Origin of the sequence: Algoriphagus sp. NBT04N3 (genome assembly GCF_019443765.1) — a bacterium.
In the GTDB taxonomy this organism is placed as follows: domain Bacteria; phylum Bacteroidota; class Bacteroidia; order Cytophagales; family Cyclobacteriaceae; genus Algoriphagus; species Algoriphagus ornithinivorans.
Window position 1 is genome coordinate 3,752,485 of the sequence record NZ_CP048415.1, and the last position, 24,112, is coordinate 3,776,596.

A 24,112-nucleotide genomic window follows, 5' to 3' on the forward strand; every position below is an offset into this window, starting at 1 on the left:
CTGTCGTATTGCCCGTGCTGCTGTCATTGCTCGCAACTGCGTACGTAATAGATCGTGTTCGTCGCCTCGTTCGAGGTCAGACCCGTCGCATCATTCACTGTATAGCTGATCGGGGTCGGATCCAGCGTGAAGCCAGACTCCGGCGTAAAGGTCACATTGCCCAACGCATCAACCGTCCACTCGCCTTGTCCTGCTACCACGTAGCTCGTCTGGATACCCGCCGTTGACGGATCCAGATCCACCGTGCTCACATCCAGGTCATTATTCGCATCCGTATCGTTGTCGGTTACATTCAACGTCACCGCGCCTGCCGGCTGAGACAGCTTCTGGTCATCATTGGCAACCGGTGCAAACTGATCATATTCAACCGTTACCGTTGCCGCGTTCGAGGTGTTGCCCTCCCCGTCCTGTACCGTGTATTGGATCGGAGTAGGATCGCCCGTGAAGCCTTCCGCAGGGGTGAACGTGATCGCTCCCGTTACCAGGTTGATCGTCCACTCGCCTTCGCCCGCTACTACCAGCGGATCCCCGGCATTTGCCGTGCCCACAATCTGTACCGTCGTCGGATCTACCGCATCTCCGGTCACATCATTGGCCAACACATCTACCGTTACCGCTTCCCCTGTCGTATTGCCCGTGCTGCTGTCATTGCTCGCAACCGGTACGTAATCGATCGTGATCGTCGCCTCGTTCGAGGTCAGACCCGTCGCATCATTCACTGTATAGCTGATCGGGGTCGGATCCAGCGTGAAGCCAGACTCCGGCGTAAAGGTCACATTGCCCAACGCATCAACCGTCCACTCGCCTTGTCCTGCTACCACGTAGCTCGTCTGGATACCCGCCGTTGACGGATCCAGATCCACCGTGCTCACATCCAGGTCATTATTCGCATCCGTATCGTTGTCGGTTACATTCAACGTCACCGCGCCTGCCGGCTGAGACAGCTTCTGGTCATCATTGGCAACCGGTGCAAACTGATCGTATTCAACCGTTACCGTTGCCGCGTTCGAGGTGTTGCCCTCCCCGTCCTGTACCGTGTATTGGATCGGAGTAGGATCGCCCGTGAAGCCTTCCGCAGGGGTGAACGTGATCGCTCCCGTTACCAGGTTGATCGTCCACTCGCCTTCGCCCGCTACTACCAGCGGATCCCCGGCATTTGCCGTGCCCACAATCTGTACCGTCGTCGGATCTACCGCATCTCCGGTCACATCATTGGCCAACACATCTACCGTTACCGCTTCCCCTGTCGTATTGCCCGTGCTGCTGTCATTGCTCGCAACCGGTACGTAATCGATCGTGATCGTCGCCTCGTTCGAGGTCAGACCCGTCGCATCATTCACTGTATAGCTGATCGGGGTCGGATCCAGCGTGAAGCCAGACTCCGGCGTAAAGGTCACATTGCCCAACGCATCAACCGTCCACTCGCCTTGTCCTGCTACCACGTAGCTCGTCTGGATACCCGCCGTTGACGGATCCAGATCCACCGTGCTCACATCCAGGTCATTATTCGCATCCGTATCGTTGTCGGTTACATTCAACGTCACCGCGCCTGCCGGCTGAGACAGCTTCTGGTCATCATTGGCAACCGGTGCAAACTGATCGTATTCAACCGTTACCGTTGCCGCGTTCGAGGTGTTGCCCTCCCCGTCCTGTACCGTGTATTGGATCGGAGTAGGATCGCCCGTGAAGCCTTCCGCAGGGGTGAACGTGATCGCTCCCGTTACCAGGTTGATCGTCCACTCGCCTTCGCCCGCTACTACCAGCGGATCCCCGGCATTTGCCGTGCCCACAATCTGTACCGTCGTCGGATCTACCGCATCTCCGGTCACATCATTGGCCAACACATCTACCGTTACCGCTTCCCCTGTCGTATTGCCCGTGCTGCTGTCATTGCTCGCAACCGGTACGTAATCGATCGTGATCGTCGCCTCGTTCGAGGTCAGACCCGTCGCATCATTCACTGTATAGCTGATCGGGGTCGGATCCAGCGTGAAGCCAGACTCCGGCGTAAAGGTCACATTGCCCAACGCATCAACCGTCCACTCGCCTTGTCCTGCTACCACGTAGCTCGTCTGGATACCCGCCGTTGACGGATCCAGATCCACCGTGCTCACATCCAGGTCATTATTCGCATCCGTATCGTTGTCGGTTACATTCAACGTCACCGCGCCTGCCGGCTGAGACAGCTTCTGGTCATCATTGGCAACCGGTGCAAACTGATCGTATTCAACCGTTACCGTTGCCGCGTTCGAGGTGTTGCCCTCCCCGTCCTGTACCGTGTATTGGATCGGAGTAGGATCGCCCGTGAAGCCTTCCGCAGGGGTGAACGTGATCGCTCCCGTTACCAGGTTGATCGTCCACTCGCCTTCGCCCGCTACTACCAGCGGATCCCCGGCATTTGCCGTGCCCACAATCTGTACCGTCGTCGGATCTACCGCATCTCCGGTCACATCATTGGCCAACACATCTACCGTTACCGCTTCCCCTGTCGTATTGCCCGTGCTGCTGTCATTGCTCGCAACCGGTACGTAATCGATCGTGATCGTCGCCTCGTTCGAGGTCAGACCCGTCGCATCATTCACTGTATAGCTGATCGGGGTCGGATCCAGCGTGAAGCCAGACTCCGGCGTAAAGGTCACATTGCCCAACGCATCAACCGTCCACTCGCCTTGTCCTGCTACCACGTAGCTCGTCTGGATACCCGCCGTTGACGGATCCAGATCCACCGTGCTCACATCCAGGTCATTATTCGCATCCGTATCGTTGTCGGTTACATTCAACGTCACCGCGCCTGCCGGCTGAGACAGCTTCTGGTCATCATTGGCAACCGGTGGTTTGGATAAATCAACAGTGGTTGGTACATCATTTTCGATAGTTGTACCTGAAAGATCAGATACATCTGATCCTATTGGAGGAGTACCCGTAGCAGTTGCTTGATTCGTAATTATTACTGCATCTAAATCAGATTGCTTTATAATATATGTAGCAGTGAATTCCTCTACATCCCCTGGATCCATCGAATTAATGTTTGATGGAGTAATGCTAGATAAACCAACCAAAGGATCATTCACTTTGACATTACTTAAAGTAACATTTCCTGTATTGGTAACAGTAAATGTATAGGTGATAACTTCACCTATTAATCCATCTCCAGTTCCGCCAATTGCAGCAGTTTTAACAATTGCTATCGCCGGACGCTGAGGAAGAGTAGTTGTCTCTTCATCCGTCGCCGTAATATTCTGAGTACCGAAAGTTCCCCGTGCAGTCGCCGTGTTATCCACCTTGCCTGCATTGATGTCATTCTGGGTAATCGTGTATGTACCTGTAAAGGTATTGCTGCTGTTCGCACCTACCGCCAAGCTGATCGGACCGCCGCTAACCGTAACTTTTGGATCGCTAACCGTTACTCCCGTCAACGGTACGTTGCCCGTGTTGGTCACCAGGAACGTGTAGCTGATCGTCTCACCCACATCCGCTCTGCTGTTGTTGTTGGCATCGTTGAACGTACCCGTCTTGACAATCGTCAAAGCAGGAACCTGAGGAAGAGTTGTCGTCTCTTCATCCGTCGCCGTAATATTCTGAGTACCGAAAGTACCCCGTGCAGTCGCCGTGTTATCCACCTTGCCTGCATTGATGTCATTCTGGGTAATCGTGTATGTACCTGTAAAGGTATTGCTGCTGTTCGCACCTACCGCCAAGCTGATCGGACCGCCGCTAACCGTAACTTTTGGATCGCTAACCGTTACTCCCGTCAACGGTACGTTGCCCGTGTTGGTCACCAGGAACGTGTAGCTGATCGTCTCACCCACATCCGCTCTGCTGTTGTTGTTGGCATCGTTGAACGTACCCGTCTTGACAATCGTCAAAGCAGGAACCTGAGGAAGAGTAGTTGTCTCTTCATCCGTCGCCGTAATATTCTGAGTACCGAAAGTACCCCGTGCAGTCGCCGTGTTATCCACCTTGCCTGCATTGATGTCATTCTGGGTAATCGTGTAAGTACCTGTAAAGGTATTGCTGCTGTTCGCACCTACCGCCAAGCTGATCGGACCGCCGCTTACCGTTACTTTTGGATCGCTAACCGTTACTCCCGTCAACGGTACGTTGCCCGTGTTGGTAACCAGGAAGGTGTAGCTGATCGTCTCACCCACATCCGCTCTGCTGTTGTTGTTGGCATCGTTGAACGTTCCCGTCTTGACAATCGTCAAAGCAGGAACCTGAGGAAGAGTAGTTGTCTCATCATCCGTCGCCGTAATATTCTGCGTGCCAAAGGTACCCCGTGCAGTCGCCGTGTTGTCCACCTTGCCTGCATTGATGTCATTCTGGGTGATAGTGTATGATCCTGTAAATGTATTCCCACTATTAGCACCAATTGCCAAGCTTATCGGACCGCCAGTTACAGTAACTTTTGGATCAGTTACAGTTACATTCGTCAAAGCAGAATTTCCTGTATTAGTTACCAAAAAAGTATAATTAATCTTCTCGCCTACGTCTGCTCGACCATTGTTATTTTGATCAACAAAAGTTCCAACTTTATCAATTGTAAGAGTACAATTTAAAAGGGTTAAAATAACAGGAGTTCTTGTAGGACTAATACAACCTGTAATCGTACTTCTTGCTTCAGCGTAGTAGGTCACAGTTCCTAATGTATTCAAGGTAGGATTAGCAACTAAATTACCTCCAGTAGGTGCACTAAACCATCGAATTTCAATTCCTGTAGGAACTGAAGCAGTAGCTGTTAAAGTTTGAGCAGGTGTATTAATACATTGAGTAATATTCCCTCCCGAAGTTGGAGCCACAGGTAACGAATTTACCTGAACTGTCACCGGATTAGAAGCAACTGTATTACAGCTTGAGCTAATCACTTTTGCGTAGTAATAGAAAGTCCCCTCAGTATTTGTTGGAGGAGTATAATTTTGGGTTGTGGCAACTCGAGTCCCGCCTGTATTTTCCGCAGAAGTCGTCTGCCACCATTCATAGGTAATCGTTCCAGTCCCAGTTCCGGTAACAGTCAGTGGTGTTGCTGTTGAATTTTGGCAATATGTAGCTCCCGTCGGCTGGCTAGTTATTGAAGTACTAGGATTGACTGTAACGGTAATGGTGTATTGAGCTCCTATGCATGACCCCGTGGTAGAAGTAGGAGTTACAATATATTGAACAGTCCCAGCAGTTGTATTGCTTGGGTTAGTCAAAATTTGATTGATCGTAGCGCCTGAGCCCGCACTTGCTCCTGTTATTCCACCGGTGATGTTACCAACGGTCCAGGTGAAAGTACTTGGGGTACTTGCTGTCAATGAAATATTTGGACTTGCACCGCTACAAACAGTTGTTATATTGGGAGTGGTTATAGTCGGTCTTGGATTGACTGTAACGGTAATGGTGTATGGAGCTCCTGCGCATGACCCCGTGGTAGAAGTAGGAGTTACAATATATTGAACAGTCCCAGCAGTTGTATTGCTCGGGTTAGTCAAAGTTTGATTAATCGTAGCACCTGAGCCCGCACTCGCACCGGTTATTCCGCCAGCGATGTTACCAATGGTCCAGGTGAAAGTACTTGGAATACTTGCCGTCAATGAAATATTTGGACTTGCACCGCTACATACGGTCGCAGTATTGGGAGTGGTTACGGTCGGCCTTGGATTAATAACAACAGTTGTTTCTACTGTTTTTTCACAGGTTTTTGGATTTGTAGGATCTTGGAAATCTGGAGGGAACGAATCAAATTTGTATTCAACGGTATATGTGCCTGGAGTACTTGTAGCTAGATTGATTTCTCCAGTGTTTTGATCAATTATTAATACTGACCCTTGAGTTTGAGCAGTATAAGTATACTTACCTCCATCTACACCATTTCTATTAACAGCCGCAGTCCCTGAACCAGCACAATAAGGACTTTGATCATAAGAGATTGTAGCTGTACCAAATGCCAAATTTACAGGTATAGGATCTATAAAGTCTTTAATATCGGCTGTATTGGAATCAGATGCCTTTGTTTTTACAAAAATTGATTTTACTATTATTCCTAGACATGGGTCTATTTGACCCAATAATTTGGTTAGGTTTACCCCAACCTCAACCCATTGCTGGGGTTCATAGGTGGTGGAGCCAAAAGCACCATATGGAACAGCTATTGAACTTGAATTAGTAGTCCCGTATGCGGTTCCTAATGGATAAGCTGTGGAATTAACAATACCTTTAAATACATAATCAAAACTTCCCGAAACAGCTTCCCATCTATATGCTTTAATCGTCGCACTTGAACCTCCTTTTGTATATTCAACTGCTATCAATAAATCATTGACAGTTCTTCCTCCATCTGGACCAGAGGAGGAAAATCCACCAGAGCTTCCAGTTCCCGTCCTGATCAGAGAATTCTGCAAAAATTCAAAATCAATGTAACTGGTACCTTGCACTTCTTTTCTATCACCAGAAATTAAAATCCAATCCCCTTCAAAGCCAGTGGTTGTAGATTTACCTAGGTGATAAAAAATATTATTGATGTCATTTTTTCCGGGATTAACATTCCCAGCTGTCCAACCCCATGTGTTTGGATTGTCATTAAATTTATTTCCACCATCAAATCCACGATCTGTCCCTGGACCACCCGCATAAGGGTCTTCGACCCGAAAAGATGTTACTCCATTAATTGGAGCACCAGTCAACCTATATAGATTTCCTCCAATTCCTACGGCCCCTGGGATCCAATCACCAATTCCAGTCAAAGGGTCATTTGCCCTCAAATTTCCATCAATATGGAATCCCCCTGTCGGTTGGGTTAAAGGAATAATTTGAATCTGAGCGTTAGAAATAAAAGAAAAAAGCCAAAACGTTGTGAAGAATAAAAAATAACTAAATGTATTCCCCAGCTTTTTGAGATTTTGGAAATCCCTAAATAAGGAACTTCTCCTACCTCTAGGCAAATAACCGGATAACTGATCCATATCGCTAGTATTTAAAATTTCGAGTTCGTAAACGTGTTCTATAGGTTTTCTTTTTTGGTTCTTATCCCTTTGTTATGAGAGACTTAGAACATTTCAAATTGCATATAAGTGGGTAAAGAAAGGGAATCAAATCAACCTATTAATTCTTATAACCAGATATTTGCTATAAAAATACACTTTTATGTTTTTCATTTCCAAGTGTTTGCAAATCTTTTTTTATTTAAAATGCATTTTTTTTTATTTGAAATACTTTTTAAATATTTTCAGCATATACGAAATGAATGAGAATCCTGGACTGAAAGAAGAGAAAAAAATAGAAGTCTTCATAAAAAAAGGATCCAAACTGGATCCTCTTTTTTTGACTAATACTCTATAAACTTATCCTGTATCACATCGTGTTCACTTTCTTCTGTCTGCCCGTGTAGGTAAACGCCGACTTGCCTACTCTCAGTTCTGTCCTTCTGTTCAGCTGGTGCATCGCCGAAGTACAGCTCACCTGGTTGCAGTCATGCACCGGACGCGTCTCCCCAAACCACTGGTGTTCCATTCGGTCTCCGGTCACCCCGCGCTTGATCAGGTAGTCCATCACCGCTTTCGATCTGCGCTCGGACAGCTTCTCATTATACGTGTCACTGCCCCGCTGGTCGGTATGGCCCTCGATGTACAGCATCAGGTTCGGCATCCGCTCCAGCATGATCGCCACGCGCTCCAGCTCCTGCTTGTGCACCGAACGCAGCATCGCCTTGTCAAAGTCAAAATAGATCGTCGGGATGTCGCTGATCTCCTTGTTCAGCACCTCAAAGATGTCTTCCGGGTTACAGAAGTCCATATCTTTCAGCGCTTCCGGGATATCATACTGCTTGGTCGGATCCGGGAAGGCTTCCAGCACCAGCTCCGATCTTCTGTTCAGCTGATGGTTCGCCTCCGAACACGGCACCCCGTTCCCGCAGTCGTTCACCAGCTTCTGCTCCCCGAACCATTCCAGACGGATGCGTTCGGCTGCGATGTTGTACTGCGCCATGTATTCGGTCACTGCCGTCGCACGGTTGTTTGACAGCTTGATGTTGTATTCATCCGAGGCTCTGGAGTCGGTATGCGAGGCCACCAGCAAATCCAGGAACGGATACTTCTGCATGATCTCGGCGATCTTGTCCAGGGCCGGCTTCGCGTCCTTTCTGATCACGTACTTGTCCAGGTCGTAGTACACAATGTCCACAAACACCGGCAGCTGATACGGGATCGGCTTCAGCGTGTATTCCCGCTTCAGCGTGTCTCCAGCAAAGCCTTTGGTGGTGATCGCGTTGTCTGTCACCGTAAAGTAGCCCGGCTTGGAGATCGTCAGTGAAAAGTCACTGTCCGGCTCCAGTTCTGCTGCCAGTGCTCCCGTTCCGTTCCGCTGTGTCTGCACGTTCCCGTTCTGGGTATTGTCCCGCAGCGTGGCCATGTAACTGTCTGTCATCACCAGTCCGTCGCAGTCAATCACCCGCGCCAGAAACTGCTTGTACACTTCCTCGATCAGGTACAGGTCATCCAGACCCATTCCTCCCTTGCGGTTCGAGGCCAGGTAAATGTCTCCGTTCTCCAGCTCCCGGTAACCGAAGTCATCCGACAGCGAGTTGATCGGCATGCCCATGTTCTGCACATTGCTGATCCCCGAAGGGCTGAAGTCGGCCATGTACACGTCCATACCTCCCACTCTCGGGTGGCCCGTAGAGGAAAAGTAAAACTTGTCCCCTTTGCGGAACGGATGGGTCTCGTCTCCCTTCGTGTTCACCGCCGCTCCCGCATTCACAGGAGTGGAAAACACCATGTTCTCATCATAGGACGAATAATAAATGTCATATCCCCCATAGGACTCTCCCCACGCTCCATCCTGACGGTCGGAGGCAAAGTACAGCCGCTTCGACTGTTCGTCTATGAAAGGGTTCATCACCGAGTATGCCAGCGAGTCGTTGTAGGGAAAGGCCATGTAGCCTTCCAGCGTCCCCTCGGGGGTCACCTTGCTGTAGTAGATCTCCGGCTGTACTGCGATGTTTCTGTCTTTTCTTACTTTCTTGATGTCTCTGGTCACCGAGTAAAACAGCAGGCCTGCCTGCTTTGCATAACTCGGATCCGAAAAATTGTAGGTCCCCGGAATGTTCGACACCAGCTCCTCCAGTTCCCCGTCTGCACTTTTTCTGTACAGTCCGAAAAAGTTCCTGCCCGTATAGTCATTCCCCTGGTCGCTGAACATCTTGTTCCGTCCGTCTATCCGGATACCCGGCATCTTCCGGCTGAACGTCGCCCCGCGGTCCGATACAAAATACAGGTTGTCCGAGCCGTCCTTGGCCACCAGAAAGTCCGAGGCCTCCGAGTTCAGTTCCTGCACGTTCTCCAGCTTCACCTTCTTCCTGCTCGAAGGGCTGATCAGCTGCTCCAGGTTCTGCTTCAGCGAATCCACGTTCACTTCCTTTCCTGCCAGATCGCTCTCCACCGCATCCATCCGGCCCGTACGCTGTGCCGCCGACAGGTAGTTCAGATAATCCTCCGAATCCGCCTGCTCATAGCCCACCACGTTCTTCCACCATTCGTAGCTCCCGTCGTAATCACGGGCCGTCTCGTGGGCCTCGGCCAGCTTCACCGCCAGCTCGTAGCCCGGCTTCTTCGCATAGGCCAGCTTATACTCTTCGATCGCATGGCGGTAGTTCATCAGCTCCATCTGCTGGTCCGCATAGCGAACCCGAGACTTCTGGGCTTCAGATACCGTCACCGCTCCTAAAAATAGGCCCGTCGAAAGGCTCAATATCATCAGTGTCTTTTTCATATCAGAACCATCTTTGGTTTCTCATTACTGCTTTTCTCGGAATCATATAAAAGCCTACCGATAGCTCATGCGAGTTCGTCCTGTAGTCCTGCAACACGTTCAGGTTGTGGTCATACGCATAGCCCAAACGGATCCTGTCTGTCGCGAAAATCTCAATGATGGTCGCAAACGCATTCCTGTTCGACAGGTTCTCCGGTAAGTTGTCGTTCCAGATCTTCATGTTCGAACGGTAGGAACCCCCCACCCAGATCCGCTCCCCGAACAGAAACATCGCGTTCAGGTCGTAATTCGTCGGCGCACCCTTCACCTCCTTGATCAGGAAACTCGGCTTGAACTTCACCGTGCTGCCCAGATCAAACAGCGCCCCATCGTCAGATAGTAGTGAAAATCATGGTAGGCCAAAGCAAAATCCTCCCGCTCCAAGGCACGCTTCCCGATCATGTTGTACACACTGAAACCCGCATAAAAACGGTCACTGTGGAAAAACAATCCCGTATTCAGGTTCGGAACAAACATGTTGATCCGTCCCTCCGGAATGTCCGGATCCGGAAAATCATTCGGGTCCAGCATGCTCCCGTCTATCGCATACTCCGACAAACCCGCACTCACTCCCAGTCCCAAAAAGCTCCTCGCTCCCGTCTGGATACGGTACGCATAAGTCAACAGTCCCGTGTTCGTACGCGCAGGCCCGATGTTGTCACTCAATATCGAAATCCCAAAGCCCATCGTACCCTCGTTCGCACTCAGGTCCGCAGTCACCGTGAACGTCTCCGGACTGCCCGGGAAACGGATCCACTGCGTCCGGTACGTACTCTGGATATAAGGCTCTCCCTTGTAGCCCGCATAGCCCGGATTCACATGCAGCCCGTTGAAAATATACTGACTGAACTGTGGAAGCTGCTGGGCAAAAGTCCCCGTAAAAGCCCATAGAGCTATCAACAAGGTCAATCCAACTATTTTAAAAGTCTTTTTCATAACGCTTCTTAATTAATCGTTTTTAATTACGTGGATCCAGCCTTTGAACACATGTTCTCTTCCCTGACTGTCTACTGTCACAAGGATGTAGAAGTAAGTACCTGCTTTTTGGCCTGGAGCATTCCAGTCATTTCTATAATTGCTTTGTTCAAGGACATGATCACCAAATCGATTGATAATAGTAATCTCATTACTTACAAACTTATTCAGTCCCTGGATCTCGAAGGTGTCGTTCAGTCCGTCGTTGTTCGGCGTGATCACGTTTGGAATGTGGAACGGTCTGATTTCAGTCACATCACTGTCCTGATTATCCGACTCATCCGTGTCATCCTCGTCAGCGCCTACGATCACCGTATTGGTCACCGTACCCGCAGCTCCCGCCTTCACCCGAACTCGGAACACAATCCTCGCATCGGCAGGGAAGAATGGTATCCTCCAGGTAATCGCAGAGCCAGACACGTTCACGTTTACTTCCACGTTCGCACTGTTGCTCTCCACTCGGTTGCTCAGATACGTCACTCCGTTCGGTAGATTGTCCGTGATCACCACGTTTCTGGCATCCGTGCCTCCCTGGTTCACCACCACAATCTCATACTCGAACTCGTCACCCTCGAACACCTCGTCACTCAGTGCCTCTTTGCTCACGCCCAGGTTCACATTGTCGTTCAATAACCTGAACACCACAAATGCATCGTCACTGTTGTTCGGGTTGGCCACCTCACGCAACACATAGCGTAAAGTATATTCTCTGGCTTCGTTCACTCCCGGTATCAGGCTCAGATCTCCGTTCTCGTCGATCAGCAAACCGATCACTCCGTCCAGCTCCGTGAATTCGAAGTCCACATCCGCAGGGTCAGGTCTCTGGCCGTCCAACAGATCGTTCTCCAGAATGTTGCCCAGTCTGCCGCCGTAGCTCACAAAGTAAGTTCCGAAGTCATCGTCATTGGCGATGATCTCACGGATACCTACTCCGATGCTCACTTCATCCTCGTCTCCGATCTCTTCACCATCAGGAGTCTCTCCGATTACATTAGCCACATTCACCAGACTGCCTCGGTCCAGATCTTCCTGGGTCACCACGTAGCTTGTCTCTATCGTTACGCTCTCTCCTGGAGCCAGCGTCTCGATTACTTCATTCAACCCGGTCAGTGGATCTGTTACCACAATATTGGTCAGCGTCACATTGCCCGTGTTGGTCACTACCAGCGTATAAGTCACTGTCTCACCCAAATCTCGGATCTCAGACTTATCGCTGCTCTTCACAATCGATATGCCAGGGGCTGGGGTGATTGGCGTAGTCACCGAATCATTGTCCGTAGGATCATCGTCGCCAGGATTAGGACTCTCACCCGTTACACTCGCTTCGTTGGTAACCTCTCCGGCATCCACATCATTCTGGGTTACAGGATAAGTGGTTTCCACAGTTTTGGTTTCTCCCGGTTTCAAAGTTCCGATGTTCACCACCAAACCTGTTTTGGTATCCACTACCGTCACATTGGTAAGTGTTGTATTTCCTGTATTGGTCACCGTAATGGTGTAAGGTATATCTTGGCCTGCTTCAGTAATTACTACATCATTATCCGTGATCTCAATCTGGATATCCGGATTCTGGTCAGCAGGTACAACTAGAGTAGCATCATCAGATACTTCTTCTTCACCAGCATTACCGGTCACAGAAGCTATATTCTCAACCTCGCCACTGTCAATGTCTTCTTGAGTTACTGCATATTGTGTCTCAATCTGTACTATACCACCAACTTCAATAGAAGGAATGGTTTGATCTAATCCAGTTAGAGGATCAACCACATTTACATTAGTTAAAGTAATTGTACTGAGATTTCTAATTGTCAAGGTATAGGTTACAATTTGACCTGCAACAGACACCGACTCAACATCAGCTGTTTTTTCAATGGAAATTAAACATGTATTTAATGTTAGTGTAACGGCTGTTCTATTTATGCCTTCACAACCCGTAGAATTATTAATTGCGGCAGCATAGTACGTAACAGTTCCAACTTCACTTAAAGTAGGGCTTACTATAGCTCCTCCAACAGGTGCATTATACCAAACTATCGAGAATCCTTGAGGAACAGATGCGGTAGCGGTTAAAGTCTGACCTTCTTCAATGAAACAAGTTTCTTGGTTTCCTCCGGATACCGGAGCAGTTGGAGCTGGATTGATGGTCAAAGTAACTGGAGTTCTCGTTAAGCTTTCACAGCCTGTCTCATCATTTACTGATGCTGCATAGTAAGTAACCGTACCTACTTCTGTCAGGCTTGGAGTCTGGGTAGTTCCCTCTCCGTTTTCACTTGTATACCAGATCACGCTGAAGCCTTCTCCTACCGTTGCTGTCGCTGTTAAGCTGGTGAACGGTGCAGTTTCGCAGATCTCCTGATCTCCACCGGATACCGGAGCAGTTGGAGCTGCATTGATGGTCAAGGTAACTGGAGTTCTTGTCAAACTTTCACAGCCTGTCTCATCATTCACTGATGCTGCATAGTAAGTAACCGTACCTACTTCTGTCAGGCTTGGAGTCTGGGTAGTTCCCTCTCCGTCTGCGCTGGTGTACCAGATCACACTGAATCCTTCTCCTACCGTTGCGGTCGCTGTTAAGCTGGTGAATGGATCAGTCTCGCAGATCTCTTGATCACCTCCGGATACCGGTGCATCAGGTGCTGCATTGATAGTCAAGGTCACCGGAGTTCTTGTCAAACTCTCACAACCTGTCTCATCGTTGATTGCTGCTGCATAGTAAGTAACTGTTCCTACTTCAGTCAAGCTTGGAGTTTGGGTAGTGCCCTCTCCGTCTGCGCTGGTGTACCAGATTACACTGAAACCTTCTCCTACTGTTGCTGTCGCTGTTAAGCTGGTGAATGGATCAGTCTCGCAGATCTCTTGATCTCCTCCGGATACCGGTGCATCAGGTGCTGCATTGATCGTCAAGGTCACTGGAGTTCTTTCCAGACTCTCACAACCTGTTTCATCGTTGATTGCTGCTGCATAGTACGTAACCGTACCTACTTCAGTCAAGCTTGGAGTCTGGGTAGTGCCCTCTCCGTCTGCGCTGGTGTACCAGATCACACTGAAGCCTTCTCCTACTGTTGCTGTCGCTGTTAAGCTGGTGAATGGATCAGTCTCGCAGATCTCCTGGTCTCCTCCGGATACCGGAGCAGCTGGTGCTGCATTGATAGTCAAGGTCACTGGAGTTCTTGTCAAACTCTCACAACCTGTCTCATCGTTCACTGATGATGCATAGTAAGTAACTGTTCCTACTTCAGTCAGACTTGGAGTCTGGGTAGTGCCATCTCCGTCTGCGCTAGTGTACCAGATCACACTGAAACCTTCTCCTACTGTCGCTGTCGCTGTTAAGCTGGTGAATGGCTCAGTCTCGCAGATCTCCTGATCTCCTCCGGATACCGGAGCAGCAGGTGCTGCATTGATCGTCAAGGTTACTGGAGTTCTTTCCAGGCTTGAACAGCTCTCTCCTTCAGACTGCGCATAGTATGTTACTGTACCTACTTCACTTAAGCTTGGATCTTCAATTACATTTCCTCCTTCAGGCTGATCATACCATACAATGGTACCAGGGCCTGAGGCAGTTGCTGTGATTTTTTCAGCGTCTCCTTCACAAATTGTTATATCTCCTCCGCTAATAGGAGGTTCTGGAGAATCCAAGATAGAAAGCAATACTGCTGTTCTAGTCAAACTCTCACATCCTGTTTCATTGTTTATAGCAGCTGCATAATAAGTAACTGTGCCTACTTCATTTAAAGTCGGACTTTCTGTGATTTCAGTACCATCTGCTGATGTATACCATACCAAGGTAAATCCTTCTCCAACTGTAGCTGTTGCCGTTAAGGTCTGGATAGGATCCTTCAGACACTCTACCTGATTGCCACCTGATACCGGAGCAGCAGGTGCTGCATTGATAGTCAAGGTTACTGGAGTTCTTGTCAAACTCTCACAACCTGTCTCATCGTTGATTGCTGCTGCATAGTACGTAACCGTACCTACTTCAGTCAAGCTTGGAGTCTGGGTAGTTCCCTCTCCGTCTTCGCTTGTATACCAGATCACACTGAAACCTTCTCCTACTGTTGCTGTCGCTGTTAAGCTGGTGAATGGATCAGTCTCGCAGATCTCCTGATCTCCTCCGGATACCGGAGCAGCAGGTGCTGCATTGATCGTCAAGGTTACCGGAGTTCTTGTCAAACTCTCACAACCTGTCTCATCGTTGATTGCTGCTGCATAGTACGTAACCATACCTACTTCAGTCAAGCTTGGAGTCTGGGTAGTGCCCTCTCCGTCTGCGCTGGTGTACCAGATCACACTGAATCCTTCTCCTACCGTTGCGGTCGCTGTTAAGCTGGTGAATGGATCAGTCTCGCAGATCTCTTGATCACCTCCGGATACCGGTGCATCAGGTGCTGCATTGATAGTCAAGGTCACCGGAGTTCTTGTCAAACTCTCACAACCTGTCTCATCGTTGATTGCTGCTGCATAGTAAGTAACTGTTCCTACTTCAGTCAAGCTTGGAGTTTGGGTAGTGCCCTCTCCGTCTGCGCTGGTGTACCAGATTACACTGAAACCTTCTCCTACTGTTGCTGTCGCTGTTAAGCTGGTGAATGGATCAGTCTCGCAGATCTCTTGATCTCCTCCGGATACCGGTGCATCAGGTGCTGCATTGATCGTCAAGGTCACTGGAGTTCTTTCCAGACTCTCACAACCTGTTTCATCGTTGATTGCTGCTGCATAGTACGTAACCGTACCTACTTCAGTCAAGCTTGGAGTCTGGGTAGTGCCCTCTCCGTCTGCGCTGGTGTACCAGATCACACTGAAGCCTTCTCCTACTGTTGCTGTCGCTGTTAAGCTGGTGAATGGATCAGTCTCGCAGATCTCCTGGTCTCCTCCGGATACCGGAGCAGCTGGTGCTGCATTGATAGTCAAGGTCACTGGAGTTCTTGTCAAACTCTCACAACCTGTCTCATCGTTCACTGATGATGCATAGTAAGTAACTGTTCCTACTTCAGTCAGACTTGGAGTCTGGGTAGTGCCCTCTCCGTCTGCGCTAGTGTACCAGATCACACTGAAACCTTCTCCTACTGTCGCTGTCGCTGTTAAGCTGGTGAATGGCTCAGTCTCGCAGATCTCCTGATCTCCTCCGGATACCGGAGCAGCAGGTGCTGCATTGATCGTCAAGGTTACTGGAGTTCTTTCCAGGCTTGAACAGCTCTCTCCTTCAGACTGCGCATAGTATGTTACTGTACCTACTTCACTTAAGCTTGGATCTTCAATTACATTTCCTCCTTCAGGCTGATCATACCATACAATGGTACCAGGGCCTGAGGCAGTTGCTGTGATTTTTTCAGCGTCTCCTTCACAAATTGTTATATCTCCTCCGCTAATAGGAGGTTCTGGAGAATCCAAGATAGAAAGCAATACTGCTGTTCTAGTCAAACTCTCACATCCTGTTTCATTGTTTATAGCAGCTGCATAATAAGTAACTGTGCCTACTTCATTTAAAGTCGGACTTTCTGTGATTTCAGTACCATCTGCTGATGTATACCATACCAAGGTAAATCCTTCTCCAACTGTAGCTGTTGCCGTTAAGGTCTGGATAGGATCCTTCAGACACTCTACCTGATTGCCACCTGATACCGGAGCAGCAGGTGCTGCATTGATAGTCAAGGTTACTGGAGTTCTTGTCAAACTCTCACAACCTGTCTCATCGTTGATTGCTGCTGCATAGTACGTAACCGTACCTACTTCAGTCAGACTTGGAGTCTGGGTAGTGCCCTCTCCGTCTTCGCTTGTATACCAGATCACACTGAAACCTTCTCCTACTGTAGCGGTCGCTGTTAAGCTGGTGAATGGATCAGTCTCGCAGATCTCCTGATCACCTCCGGATACCGGAGCAGCAGGAGCTGCATTGATCGTCAAGTTTACTGGAGTTCTTGTCAAACTCTCACAACCTGTCTCATCATTCACTGCTGCTGCATAGTAAGTAACCGTACCTAATTCAGTCAAGCTTGGAGTCTGGGTAGTGCCCTCTCCGTCTGCGCTAGTGTACCAGATCACACTGAATCCTTCTCCTACTGTAGCGGTCGCTGTTAAGCTGGTGAATGGCTCAGTCTCGCAGATCTCCTGATCACCTCCGGATACCGGAGCAGCAGGAGCTGCATTGATCGTCAAGGTTACTGGAGTTCTTTCCAGACTCTCACAACCTGTCTCATCGTTGATTGCTGCTGCATAGTACGTAACCGTACCTACTTCAGTCAAGCTTGGAGTCTGGGTAGTGCCCTCTCCGTCTTCACTTGTATACCAGATCACACTGAAGCCTTCTCCTACTGTTGCTGTCGCTGTTAAGCTGGTGAATGGATCAGTCTCGCAGATCTCTTGATCACCTCCGGATACCGGAGCAGCAGGTGCTGCATTGATCGTCAAGGTCACTGGAGTTCTTGTCAAACTCTCACAACCTGTCTCATCATTCACTGCTGCTGCATAGTAAGTAACCGTACCTAATTCAGTCAAGCTTGGAGTCTGGGTAGTGCCCTCTCCGTCTGCGCTAGTGTACCAGATCACACTGAAGCCTTCTCCTACTGTCGCTGTCGCTGTTAAGCTGGTGAATGGATCAGTCTCGCAGATCTCCTGATCACCTCCGGATACCGGAGCAGCAGGAGCTGCATTGATCGTCAAGTTTACTGGAGTTCTTGTCAAACTCTCACAACCTGTCTCATCATTCACTGCTGCTGCATAGTACGTAACCGTACCTACTTCAGTCAGACTTGGAGTCTGGGTAGTGCCCTCTCCGTCTGCGCTAGTGTACCAGATCACACTGAATCCTTCTCCTACTGTAGCGGTCGCTGTTAAGCTGGTGAATGGCTCAGTCTCGCAGATCTCCTGATCACCTCCGGATACCGGAGCAGCAGGAGCTGCATTGATCGTCAAGGTTACTGGAGTTCTTTCCAGACTCTCACAACCTGTCTCATCGTTGATTGCTGCTGCATAGTAGGTAACTGTTCCTACTTCAGTCAGACTTGGAGTCTGGGTAGTGCCCTCTCCGTCTTCGCTTGTATACCAGATTACACTGAAGCCTTCTTCTACTGTTGCTGTCGCTGTTAAGTTCGTGAATGGTGAAGTCTCACAGATCTCCTCATCATCTGCTTCCGGAGCTGAAGGCGCTGGGTTAACAATAACATTAATTTGCGCTTTCATGCTCTCACATTCCCCTTCTTTTAACTGAGATATAAAAAATGTTGATTGGCCAGCGATATCCGTGTCTACAGTAGGAGCTGATTGAAGTAAATTTTGATTTTCATCGTACCAAAGGATTTCATATCCTTCTGCCGGAGTGACGGAAAGAAGCTGATCTCCAGATCCTTCACAAAATTCAAAGTTTGCAGGACTCGGTGCAGGTGACTCTGATGGTTTAATTATTTGTATTTGCTCTATAACAGAACATCCACGCTCATCAGTTACTGTTACGTTATATATACCTTCAGAAAGGCCCGTTTGATCTTCATCCGAGGCAACTAATCCACTTCCATCTTGCGTAGTCCATGCATAAGTATATTGACCCAAACCTCCTTGAACGGTGATATCAATCGAACCTGTAGAATTAGGAGTACAATCATCATCCACTTTAATAAATGATAGTTGAAGATTTGGATAAAGAGATACGGTTTTGGTAATTGACTTTGGAGGTAGAAGGCCACTTGTTACTGTTAATGTAACATCATATTCACCAGCTGATCCAAAGTCAAATTTTGGGTTTTGGAGATCACTAGATCCTAAACCATCAAAATCCCAACTCCAATCATAATTTCCAACTTCACCACCAGTGGTCTCATCAGTAAACTGAACAGAAAAATCATCACAATTAGTTAAAAAATCAAAGTCTGCAACCAAAGGAGTACGAACTAACAAGCCCTCACCTGACCAGTAACACTGAGCATTCCCAAGGTCGGCAGGACATAAGCCATTACCCGCATTTCCTGTTCTCCACGTCATGTAAATGTTCTTCAGCTCAATCTCTTGGCCGGCTTCTAATGTGAAAGGAGCTAACTGATAATAGTTATTTCCATCATTTGGGACATTTTCTCCAGAGAAGAGACAATCAAATTGAGTAGAGCCTTCTTTTACTCCATCAATAAAAACCTCATATTGAACGTAGAGGTTGTAGGCGTTACTAGATCTACCCCCGAACTGCGCAAAAATAAACCCTTCAATAATGTCTCCTGGTTCATAATCTGCATTTGGATCAATTACCTTTCCTTCAGAATCTCTAAACTCTAAATCTGTAATTGTCACATTGTTTTGAGGACAACTTGGTGGGCTATTCGGATTGATTATCAAAGGAGGCGTTCCGCTAAATTGGGCTACACTAAACGAGATGAAACTGAAAAAAGCCAAAAACCCCAAAAAAAATCTTAAATAAATTGAATATATTCTCAACCAATGATTTATCTGACTAAAAAATCCACCATATTTTTTCAAATGGCTTAATCGATTAATGGATAAAGTGTCCATATTTTTTGTATTTAAAATTTCGAGTTCGTAAACGTTGCTCTATACTGTACCTTTTGTGGTCACAACCTCAGTTCAAATTCCTTTTCCTGAAGTCCAAAATCATTTCTCTTTTTCCAATAAACCTTTGTTTACTGAACCTAAATTCTATTAGACTATAAAATTTATGCCGTAAAAATACACTTTTTTGTTTTTCATCACCAAACAATTGGTGATTTATTTTTTGATAAAAAGCAGTTTTTTAGATGTGAAATGAAAAAATATGTCATTAAAATGCATTTTTGTTTAAGGATTTTTGTATTTAATTAAACAAAATGAGAAAAGTTGACAAAAATCATAAAAACTTGATCAGCAGGTTTTTGAAATATTAGCCCGAATGAATTTTGCTATATTCCCTCCATGGAAGAACAAAATAACCAAAACCCTAACTCTGAAATTGCATCGGTTTTTGAGAGCCAGCAGAAAACTTCTATCACATGGAGAACCTCCACATTGGAGGAAAGAAAGGGCCGATTAAAAGAAATTCGAAATTGGATACAAGCTAATCATTCCCAAATACATGAGGCTCTTTGGAAGGATTTTCAAAAACCTAAAACTGAAACTGACCTAAGCGAGGTTTTTCCTGTCACTTCTGAAATTAACCATGCCTTAAAAAACCTCAAATCCTGGATGAAGTCTAGGTCCCAGAGCACCCCTCTTCCCATGCTCGGAACAAAAGCTTACATCCAGCCCGAACCCAAAGGAACAGCTCTCATCATCGCCCCTTGGAATTACCCATTTAATCTGGCTATTGGCCCCTTGGTTTCTGCAATCGCTGCAGGGTGCACAGCAATCATCAAACCTTCTGAAATGACGCCCGCAACTTCCGCTCTCATTGAAGAAATGATTTCAGAAATATTTCCCAAAGATCAGGTTGCTGTTTTTCAAGGTGATGCAGAAGTATCCAAAGAATTACTAGCACTCCCTTTTGATCATATTTTCTTCACCGGAAGTCCTCAAGTAGGAAAGATCGTGATGGAAAATGCTGCCAAAAACCTCAGTTCTGTAACTCTCGAGTTAGGAGGTAAATCACCAGCGATTGTTACCGAATCAGCTGATATCCAAGACACAGCCAAAAAGCTCATCTGGGGAAAACTGGTCAACTGTGGACAGACCTGTGTGGCTCCAGATTATATTCTCGTTCATGAAAGCCAAAAAGATCTCCTATTGAGTGAACTAAAAATTGGAATTCAGGAAATGTACGACCCTAAATATGAAGGGATTGAGAAATCACCGGATTTAGCTCGAATAGTGAATGACAGACATTTTCAGAGACTGGATGACTACCTGAAGGATGCTGAAGAAAAAGGGGCAGTTATTGAATTTGGTGGTAAAAGAAATCAGCATCACCGCTATCTGGAACCCACCCTGATTACGGGAATTTCTGACTCCATGAAAATAGCTGAGGAGGAAATATTTGGACCCATCTTACCCATCATCACCTATTCAGACCTTCAACAGGCCATCAATTATATCAATGCCAAACCTAAAGCCTTGGCCTTGTATGTATTTTCCCAGGAAAAAGCTGAACAGGAATTAATCCTTCACCAAACCAGCTCTGGCAATGCTGTGATTAATGACTGTGTTTTACACTTCCTACATAATGAACTCCCATTTGGAGGGGTGAATAACAGTGGTATTGGAAAAGCCCATGGATATCATGGATTTTTGGCATTTAGTAATGAAAAGGGAATTTTGAAGCAACGTGTTGGACTTAATAACGTTACTCTTCTCAGACCACCCTACGGACTAAAAACAAAACAGTTGATTAACTCTTTAATAAAATGGTTCTAAAAGATGCTGGCTAAACTCCCCTTCAAAAAAGCAGAGTTATTTTTTTTCTTGGCTTTTATCTTCCTGATTTTCTCTTGCAGTCCAGATGAAAACCTGGACCCAAACGCACCTTTACCTGCATTGGAGCTTTCCAATGTTTCTTATGGGTCCGATATGCGACAGACCATGGATGTTTTTCTACCAGGTGGAAGGAGCATGAAAAACACCCCACTCCTTATATATATACACGGAGGAGCTTGGATTGATGGAAGCAAAAATGAGTTTGCTCAGGTTAAACCATTATTGGATCAAGCATTTCCAGAATATGCGTATGTAGCAATCAATTATAGACTTTTTGATTTTTTGAGTAGGCAAAATCCATTTCCAACTCAGGAAAATGACGTCAAGAGTGCAATAGAATACATTATTTCACAACAAGACGAATGGAATGTAGGAAACCAAATTGTGATAGCCGGAGCAAGTGCGGGAGGACATTTAGCCCTTTTGCATGGCTATAAGAATCCTGAGATTGGGAATATTCAAGCGGTAATTGCTTTCTTTCCCCCTACTGATTTGGCTGAACTATTCAATTTTAATTCTTTGACTGCATTGGGACTTACAGAAATTCTTCAGGGGACTCCAGAAAACAAAACCCAAGCATACTTGGAATCCAGTCCGGTCAATTATATAAACAGCAATTCTGTGCCTACCATATTTTTCCATGGAACAGCAGACACAGTTGTCCCCATTTCACAGAGTGATCTTTTGAAAAGTAAACTACAAGAAAACTCCGTACCTCATGAATTTAGGAGAATTGAGGGTCAAGGGCATGGCTTTACTCCTTCCACCAATGTGGAGTTGATACAGGCAGCCTCAGCTTTTATCCGTGCCAACTAATAAAAAAACCCCGCCAAAGCGGGGTTACCAGTATCAGACTTTTTGAAGTCCCGTAGATTTAGCTTTCAACTTGATAGCTTGTACTACTTTTTCCGAAGGATTGATTTGGAGTAAATCCAATTGCTCTATCGCGCTCAGCAATTCCATGTAATCTTGCATCAGGTTTTCATCTTTGTGCAAGGCCTGCATTAAGAGCTCTTGTTCTACCTCCGGCATTTCCTGATAGATATATCTAATCAGGTCATTTGGGGTAAATGGTTTTATCATAGGCAAAATTTAATTGTTTCATTTTCTTCCTCAGATGGATCAGCGCATATCGCATTCTCCCCAGAGCAGTATTGATACTTACTCCTGTCTGATCTGCAATTTCCTGAAAACTCATGTCCATATAGTGTCTCATGATTAAGACTTCTTTTTGAGCTTCAGGCAACTCCTCTATTAAACGCTTTACTAGATCGATTTCTTCTTCTCTTACCTGTTTTTCTTCTGCATTTCCATCAGAAAATTTCAGGGAATTGAAAATATTCGAACCATCCTCCATCATAATGGTAGGATAGCGACGGGATTTTCTAAAGTGATCAATCGCCAGGTTATGAGCAATCCTCATAATCCAGGGTTGAAATTTACCCTCCTCATTGTACTTATCTGAGTTGAGAGTTTTAACCACTTTCACAAAAACATCCTGGAGGATGTCCTCAGCCAAATCCTGATCTTTGACGATCAGGAATATGGTGGTGTAAACTTTAGACTTATACCGATCTACTAAATGATCAAAAGCAGCTTCACTGCCATTTCTATACTGAGCTATCAACTCGCTGTCCTTAGGACCTATTCGCTTACTCATTTGATTTAGTTTATGAAGAACGTAAAAGTCTAAGCCATAGTATTTTTTTAGAGTGGAAGATTTTAAAACAATTTTAAAAGTATGCTTTTGATACGTTGGATGCAAAGAAAAAATGGAGCAATTCCAGAAATTTCTTACTTGCCAAAGTATATTTTGCAGAACTCAAATTCTCTTACAATTCATTTTAAAATATTAAGAGAACACTTGCTTAAAACTCAATCTTAATGCCAAGAATTGTTAAAAAAATAATTTGAGGCCTTTTGTTTTCCCACGCCTAAAACCAGACTTTCCCTGCTTTTGCTTACCTTCGTTTATCAAGTAAATTAATTAGTAAAAATGGAATTAAGCGGAAAAGTAATTCAAAAACTACCTGAGGTAAGTGGAAATTCAAAAAGCGGAAATGCTTGGAGAAAGCAGGAATTTATTATTGAAACTCCAGGTCAATATCCTAAAAAAGTATGCGTTGCCATTTGGGGAGATAAGATCGATCAATTCGGAATGGAAGTGGGTGAAAATGTCACAATGAGTGTGGACGTAGAAAGCCGTGAATATAACAATCGTTGGTATACAGAAGTCAAAGCATATAGAGTTGATAAAAACGGTGGTAATGGATCCGCTCCTTCTTCCAATGCTCCTGAAGTAGATACCTTTTACTCGGATAGCGAAGAGGATAAATTACCTTTCTAATAGCCAATAAAATTTTTTAAGCATGTGGGACGACTTTGATGATGAACCTGATTTTGAGGAAGACGGGGAATTTGATTACCGCAAGGAACAGGAGAGAATTTTCAAGCATCCTTTGATGAAAAAATCAAAGGAAATCATCGGCTTGACCAGGGCATTAGTGGGAAGCTTGGATGAAGCAAGAAGAGAACTATATGGGAATATCATGATGGAAGATGCCGCTATCATGAGCGCCAAGTTCAGTGCTGCAGAAAATATCCCTGATTTCATCACCAAAATGGAAAATGCTGTTCTCATGAAACTTCATGCCAAAAGTCTCAACTCTATGACCTATCAACTGGCCTTGGAAGAAACACATGCTGAAGAACATCTGGAATTATTAAGGGTGGCAATCGAAGACTTTAGAAAGCTTTTTCTTTCTTGGATAACAACTTTTGATTCTGATAAAAAATCTGATGACGGGTGGGGAATGTTTATGGATTAAGCTGTCCTGAGGCAAACTTAAAGCCTAGATAGGCCCCTCCTGCCATCATCACAATGGCAATAAAAATTAACAAAAGAAGCACATTTAAGGGGATTTCCCATGGAACATCCCCGATTTTGAATTTGATAATTCTCTTCCATTTAGAACTCATA

Annotated in this window: 10 protein-coding genes and 1 pseudogene; 4 read left to right on the plus strand and 7 right to left on the minus strand. The window is 46.5% G+C overall.

Annotated features, from left to right (window positions below; translation table 11 throughout):
- Window positions 1–23 precede the first annotated feature (23 nt).
- The 4 genes and pseudogenes from GYM62_RS16295 to GYM62_RS16310 form a co-directional block, all read right to left on the minus strand.
- The gene (locus GYM62_RS16295; RefSeq protein ID WP_219957184.1) at window positions 24–6,938 is read right to left on the minus strand and encodes an Ig-like domain-containing protein; all 6,915 of its coding nucleotides are present in this window, start codon (window positions 6,936–6,938) and stop codon (window positions 24–26) included.
- A 388-nt stretch (window positions 6,939–7,326) separates the two neighbouring features.
- Window positions 7,327–9,741: an OmpA family protein gene (locus GYM62_RS16300; RefSeq protein WP_219957185.1), complete on the minus strand. Its 2,415-nt coding sequence runs from the start codon at window positions 9,739–9,741 to the stop codon at window positions 7,327–7,329.
- Window position 9,742: 1 nt separating this feature from the next.
- Window positions 9,743–10,716: pseudogene (locus GYM62_RS16305) on the minus strand (type IX secretion system membrane protein PorP/SprF).
- A gap of 12 nt (window positions 10,717–10,728) precedes the next feature.
- Window positions 10,729–19,023 carry a gliding motility-associated C-terminal domain-containing protein gene (locus GYM62_RS16310; protein WP_219957186.1) on the minus strand — a complete coding sequence of 2,765 codons (8,295 nt, stop codon included), beginning with the start codon at window positions 19,021–19,023 and terminating at the stop codon, window positions 10,729–10,731.
- Window positions 19,024–19,638: 615 nt separating this feature from the next.
- Between GYM62_RS16310 and GYM62_RS16315 the strand changes: the two genes are divergently transcribed.
- Window positions 19,639–21,072, plus strand: a complete 1,434-nt coding sequence (locus GYM62_RS16315; RefSeq protein ID WP_219957187.1) for an aldehyde dehydrogenase family protein — start codon at window positions 19,639–19,641, stop codon at window positions 21,070–21,072.
- A gap of 3 nt (window positions 21,073–21,075) precedes the next feature.
- Window positions 21,076–21,948, plus strand: coding sequence for an alpha/beta hydrolase (locus tag GYM62_RS16320; protein ID WP_219957188.1), 873 nt, complete (start codon window positions 21,076–21,078; stop codon window positions 21,946–21,948).
- 33 nt (window positions 21,949–21,981) lie between these two features.
- Here GYM62_RS16320 and GYM62_RS16325 read toward each other — a convergent pair whose 3' ends face one another.
- Together GYM62_RS16325 and GYM62_RS16330 are read right to left on the minus strand one after the other, a co-directional pair.
- Window positions 21,982–22,215, minus strand: a complete 234-nt coding sequence (locus tag GYM62_RS16325) for a hypothetical protein (RefSeq protein WP_091653714.1) — start codon at window positions 22,213–22,215, stop codon at window positions 21,982–21,984.
- On the minus strand, window positions 22,190–22,792 hold the full coding sequence (locus GYM62_RS16330) for an RNA polymerase sigma factor (protein ID WP_091653712.1): 603 nt from the start codon (window positions 22,790–22,792) through the stop codon (window positions 22,190–22,192). Before GYM62_RS16330 ends, GYM62_RS16325 begins: the two co-directional genes overlap by 26 nt.
- 336 nt (window positions 22,793–23,128) lie before the next feature.
- Here GYM62_RS16330 and GYM62_RS16335 point away from each other — a divergent pair, with 336 nt between their 5' ends.
- On the plus strand, window positions 23,129–23,479 hold the full coding sequence (locus GYM62_RS16335) for a DUF3127 domain-containing protein (protein WP_219957189.1): 351 nt from the start codon (window positions 23,129–23,131) through the stop codon (window positions 23,477–23,479).
- Between the two features lie 22 nt (window positions 23,480–23,501).
- Entirely contained in the window at window positions 23,502–23,960 is a 459-nt protein-coding gene (locus GYM62_RS16340) for a hypothetical protein (protein WP_219957190.1), read from the plus strand.
- On the opposite strand, the gene GYM62_RS16345 is transcribed toward GYM62_RS16340, so the two are convergent.
- Window positions 23,950–24,111, minus strand: a complete 162-nt coding sequence (locus tag GYM62_RS16345) for a hypothetical protein (RefSeq protein WP_219957191.1) — start codon at window positions 24,109–24,111, stop codon at window positions 23,950–23,952. The two genes, GYM62_RS16340 and GYM62_RS16345, sit on opposite strands and share 11 nt — an antisense overlap.
- Window position 24,112 lies beyond the last annotated feature (1 nt).

Excerpts from the sequence above, each read along its gene's own strand:
- GYM62_RS16335 (WP_219957189.1), top strand. The coding sequence starts at position 23,129 with ATGGAATTAAGCGGAAAAGTAATTCAAAAACTACCTGAGGTAAGTGGA.
- GYM62_RS16300 (WP_219957185.1), bottom strand. The coding sequence starts at position 9,741 with ATGAAAAAGACACTGATGATATTGAGCCTTTCGACGGGCCTATTTTTA.
- GYM62_RS16295 (WP_219957184.1), bottom strand. The coding sequence starts at position 6,938 with ATGGATCAGTTATCCGGTTATTTGCCTAGAGGTAGGAGAAGTTCCTTA.
- GYM62_RS16340 (WP_219957190.1), top strand. The coding sequence starts at position 23,502 with ATGTGGGACGACTTTGATGATGAACCTGATTTTGAGGAAGACGGGGAA.
- GYM62_RS16325 (WP_091653714.1), bottom strand. The coding sequence starts at position 22,215 with ATGATAAAACCATTTACCCCAAATGACCTGATTAGATATATCTATCAG.
- GYM62_RS16315 (WP_219957187.1), top strand. The coding sequence starts at position 19,639 with ATGGAAGAACAAAATAACCAAAACCCTAACTCTGAAATTGCATCGGTT.
- GYM62_RS16345 (WP_219957191.1), bottom strand. The coding sequence starts at position 24,111 with ATGAGTTCTAAATGGAAGAGAATTATCAAATTCAAAATCGGGGATGTT.
- GYM62_RS16320 (WP_219957188.1), top strand. The coding sequence starts at position 21,076 with ATGCTGGCTAAACTCCCCTTCAAAAAAGCAGAGTTATTTTTTTTCTTG.
- GYM62_RS16330 (WP_091653712.1), bottom strand. The coding sequence starts at position 22,792 with ATGAGTAAGCGAATAGGTCCTAAGGACAGCGAGTTGATAGCTCAGTAT.